Below are 4,762 nucleotides of genomic sequence, written 5' to 3'. Positions count from 1 at the left end.
TTTGACTTCTGATTTTTGCCTTTTGCCTTACTAAAAGACTTTGACGAGAAATTATGATCTATGGTAAGATAACGCGCAGCCCCAAATTTGGGGCTATTCTCATGGTATGCTCCCTCACCTGATGAGGGTTGTAAATACAAGCCCGCAGATGTGGCGGGCACCAGCACCGCTAAACTAAAGGAGCTATTCCGTGAAGGTTCTGTTGATTCAAGATGTCGAACACCTTGGTACTGCGGGCGACATCAAAGAAGTATCTGGTGGCTACGGTCGCAATTATTTATTGCCAAAGAAGCTGGCTGTGTTTGCAACACCTGGTTTGATCAAGCAAGCTGAAGAACGCTTGGCCAAACAACGCAAACTCGAAGCTAAACAACGTGAAGAATTACGTGGTTTGGCCGACAGCATCAATGGCGTAACCTTGAAGTTCGTCACCAAAGTGGGCGAACAAGATCGCTTGTATGGTTCAGTAACCAGCTCAGACATTGCTGAAAAACTGCAAGCAGCCATCGGTCAAGAAGTTGATCGCCGCAAAATCCAACTCGACGAGCCAATCAAGCGCACTGGTGTGTATTCAATCGGCGTGCGGTTGCTCGCTGGTCTCGAACCACACATCAATGTGGTGGTCGAAGGTGAAAATGGTGAAGGTAGTGTTCAGCCCGCAGCCGAAGCTGCCGAAGTTGCGAGCACCGAAGCCTAGTTCATTCGTTTGGTCCAACCGCTGATGCCGCGCCAATGAGCGCGGCATCAGTGCTTTAGCCGTTGGTTTCCACAGCTTTTCGACTGTGTATCCACCCGTTATCCCAACATTTTCCACATCCGAGGTCGCTATGGATAAGTCGTTACCCGCCGATATTAACGCCGAACGTGCCACCCTTGGTTCGATTTTGCTTGATCGTGATGCAATTATTCCAGTTGCACCTTGGCTTGCTAGCGACTATTTTTATCTTGAAAAGCATGGCTTGGTTTTTAATGCCCAAGTGGCTTGTTACAACCGCCGTGTGCCACCCGATTTGGTCAATGTTACCGATGAGCTGCGCCGCAAAGATCAATTAGAGGTCGTCGGCGGGGTTCAGTATTTGCTTGAGCTTTCGAATAGTGTGCCAACCTCGGTGCACGTCGAATATTATGCCCGCATCGTTGAACGCACCGCACTATTGCGCCGTTTGATCATCGCTGGCGGCAAGATTGCGGCCCTCGGTTATGACGAAACTCAAGAGCTTGAGGCTGCGCTCGATCAGGCCGAATCAGAATTATTTGCGGTTTCGCAGCGGCGTACCGCCGATGGCTTTATTCATATCGGTGCAGTTGTCGATAGTTTCTTCGAGCAAATTAGCCAAATGCAGGAGCGCGGCGGCGAAGTTGTGGGCCTCAAAACAGGCTTTACCGATTTTGATAAATTAACTGGTGGCTTGCAACGCTCCGACTTGTTGATTTTGGCGGCGCGGCCAGCCACTGGCAAAACCAGCTTGGCCTTGAATATTGCCTACAACGCCGCCAAGGAATCTGAGGCCTGCGTGGCGATTTTTAGCCTTGAAATGAGTCGCGATCAGCTGATGCAGCGGATTTTGGCCACCGAAACTGGCGTGGATATGCAAAAGCTGAGGACTGGCCAAATTCGCGATAGTGATTTGCAGTTGCTGACCGAGGCGCTTGGTAAACTCTCCACCATGTCAATTTATATCGATGATTCACCTGGAGCCAGCATTATGGATGTGCGCTCCAAATGTCGGCGCTTGCAAGCTGAGGCAGGCATCGATCTGATTATCATCGATTATTTGCAGTTGATGCAGGGTGGCGGCAAACGCGATGGCAACCGTGTCCAGGAAATTAGCGAAATTAGCCGTGGACTCAAGGCCTTGGCCCGCGAAATCAATGTGCCAGTGATTGCGCTTTCGCAGCTTTCGCGGGCCGTCGAAAGCCGCACCACCCACGTTCCCATGCTCTCCGATTTGCGCGAATCAGGGTGTCTCACAGGCGATACCCAAATCTATTTGCCTGATCAAGGTCATTATGTCCGAATCGATCAATTAGTTGGGCAACAAGGCTTTAATGTTCTAGCGCTGAATCAAGCAACTTGGAAACTTGAATCATGGCCTGTTACCCATGCCTTTACAACTGGCACAAAACCTGTTTTTAAACTCCGTACTAAGCTAGGGCGCAGTATTCGCGCCACGGTTAACCATAAATTCTTAACCATTGATGGTTGGCAACGGCTTGATCAGTTGCATCAAACCAGCCAAATTGCCATCTCACAGGAAATTGCCCATGAATTGGGTAGCAACAGCCAACCAACCGCGATTGAATGGGAAACAATCATTAGCATCGAGCCTGATGGCGTTGAGCCAGTTTATGATTTGACGGTGGATACGCTCCATAATTTTGTGGCAAATAATATCATTGTGCATAACAGTATCGAGCAAGATGCGGATATCGTGATGTTTATTTATCGTGAAGAGCTGTATGATCCCGAAACTGATAAGAAGGGCATCGCCGAAATTCACCTAGCCAAGCACCGTAACGGCCCAACCGGGATCGTGCCTTTGCGCTTTTTTCGCTCGACAACGAAATTTTCCAATTTAGAGACCTATCGCCAACCTGAAGGCTATTAGTGCCCTCACCCCCTAGCCTTACAAGAGTAGGTTTTAACATTCCCTCACCCCCCAACCCCTCTCCCACTGCGGCGGGAGAGGGGCGTTCCAATCATCATGATGGACGGTTCCCCCTCGCCTCGCGTGCGGGAGAGGGAATTAGGGGGTGAGGGAACAACAAATCCATTCTCAAACAAACCCAGCATCCCCTAAAATCACCCTTGCACTAGCTAGCTATGCCGTTATAATCAACAGCATTGAGTAGAACTGAGGGCGATCCTCTCCAATTTTCCCGCATGTTTGCCAGAGTTCCCCTCCTCGGTATGAGGTTTTATTAAGATGCCCGCAACCATTGTGCAGATCGACTATGCCGTAGTCGATCCGATCATTCAACGTTTCCAAAAACTGCATGATCAGAGCCAAACGATTCAAGCCAGCCTCTGCCAAACCATGGCCGCGTTACAAGCTGGCCAATGGCAAGGCAACGCCGCCAACGCCTGTTTTCAAGAATTTGACCATGTAGTTAAGCCAGCTTTTCAGCGCTTGCTCCACGTCTTGCAAGGCAGTGTTGAAACCACCAAGGCCATTCGGAAGATCATGGCCGATGCCGAGGCTGAAGCCGCCGCGCTGTTTCGCGGCGATGTTGGCGCGATGGCCGTAGGTGGTAATGGTGCGATGTTGGTTCAAGAGGCTGATGCGAACACCCCAACCCCAACCCCGCCTGAACCACCACTGAAACTGCCATTCGTGCAAAAGCTGATCGAATTGGCGCAGCAATTGTTTGCTGAGTGGCAAAAGAATTTTGGCGATAAGGTCAATCCTCATCCTGATGGCTCAGTAAGTGAGGCAGAAGCAACCATTATTTTTAACGATATGGCCAATGAGCCAGATATTGCATTCAAGTATGCTAATGATGGCTGTTATGCACGGGCACATCTTATGACCTATCGGATTCATGAACGGTATGGTATACCGCTAGAATCGTTAGAGAAAGCGTATATCCAAGCATCAGGAACAGCCCCTGATACCCATCTTACTGTACCAACCGAATATCGTTATTCTGATCAAAAGTATGATGATGTAAGCTCATATGATGGGATTGTGGACTGGGGATGGCATGTTGCACCAACAGTCAAGGTTAGAAATAATGATGGTTCAATTACACCGATGGTTATCGATCCATCTCTTTTCAGTCAGCCTGTTTCATTAGAAACCTGGCATTCTAAAATGAACGATAATGATGCGATATTAAATCTTGTACCTTATAATTGGTATACTCCAAGAAAGGGTTTTGAACCTATTTCATCTTTGGGGAAACCCCATCCAAACGAGGGTTTAGTAAATTATACCCATACAAAAGAGGAATTAGACATTTCTGCTGAAGCAACAATGATTAATTATATGAAAAGATGTGAAGATTCAGGTTATTGCAAATAGAGGTTAATAATGAAAAAATATAAATATTTATTACTAATAATATTATTTTTAATTTCTTGCACGAATAAGGAGAATATTGTGGATAATAACGAATTAAAAATTTATATCTTTACCAATGAAGATATAAATTCTCAAAAAGCCGCTAACCCACATATTTCTGATACATTGAATCTTTTATCAACAATTGATTTAGAACATGCCGCCTATATAATTCATGAATCGGATATCATTGCCTACGATTGGCGTGAACAAACTATTAAGATCATAAATTCTTGGCATAATCGACCGCAAGAAACTCCCTTTTTTATGCATGAAGGCAGCAAAGTCATCGTGGTGTTTCAACAACAACGAATCATCTTAACCTCCTTACTTTCAGAAGATACGGCCCGATTTATCCCTTCTGACGAGACCGCTATGTATTCGAGTTTTCGTCAAAATCATATATTCTATAGTTTTCGCTATGGGTCATTGCTTCAAACAGCACAATCATATCCATTTCTCAATCCTGATCCGGCGATTGCCGAAGCCGTCAAGCAGCATTTGCGCCAACTTGGCAAGTTGGTTGAGTAGTAAGTGCCCTGACCCATAGCCTACTCCTTACAAGGGTGGGTTTTAAGGTTGGGTGGGATTTACCGCCGACTGGCATGCCCTCACCCCCTAGCCCCCTCTCCGCCGAGCAAGCGAGGGGGAAACCCATCCCAGCATGACTATTGGAATGCCCCTCTCCCGCCGCAGTG

Annotated in this window: 4 protein-coding genes; all 4 read left to right on the top strand. The window is 47.2% G+C overall.

Annotated features, from left to right (window positions below):
* Nucleotides 1–190 precede the first annotated feature (190 nt).
* The 4 genes from rplI (at nt 191) to DEF47_RS09390 (ending at nt 4,595) form a co-directional block, all read left to right on the top strand.
* Nucleotides 191–697 carry a 50S ribosomal protein L9 gene (rplI, locus tag DEF47_RS09405; RefSeq protein ID WP_012191060.1) on the top strand — a complete coding sequence of 169 codons (507 nt, stop codon included), beginning with the start codon at nt 191–193 and terminating at the stop codon, nt 695–697.
* A 130-nt stretch (nt 698–827) separates the two neighbouring features.
* A complete protein-coding gene (dnaB, locus tag DEF47_RS09400) occupies nt 828–2,609 on the top strand; it encodes a replicative DNA helicase (protein WP_012191061.1) in 1,782 nt (593 codons plus the stop codon).
* A 318-nt stretch (nt 2,610–2,927) separates the two neighbouring features.
* Nucleotides 2,928–4,025 carry a WXG100 family type VII secretion target gene (locus tag DEF47_RS09395; protein ID WP_012191062.1) on the top strand — a complete coding sequence of 366 codons (1,098 nt, stop codon included), beginning with the start codon at nt 2,928–2,930 and terminating at the stop codon, nt 4,023–4,025.
* Between the two features lie 78 nt (nt 4,026–4,103).
* Nucleotides 4,104–4,595 carry a hypothetical protein gene (locus tag DEF47_RS09390; protein WP_041304666.1) on the top strand — a complete coding sequence of 164 codons (492 nt, stop codon included), beginning with the start codon at nt 4,104–4,106 and terminating at the stop codon, nt 4,593–4,595.
* Nucleotides 4,596–4,762 lie beyond the last annotated feature (167 nt).

It is taken from the genome of Herpetosiphon sp. (assembly GCF_003512625.1).
Lineage (GTDB): Bacteria > Chloroflexota > Chloroflexia > Chloroflexales > Herpetosiphonaceae > Herpetosiphon > Herpetosiphon aurantiacus.
This window is presented reverse-complemented; position numbering and strand designations above follow the sequence as displayed.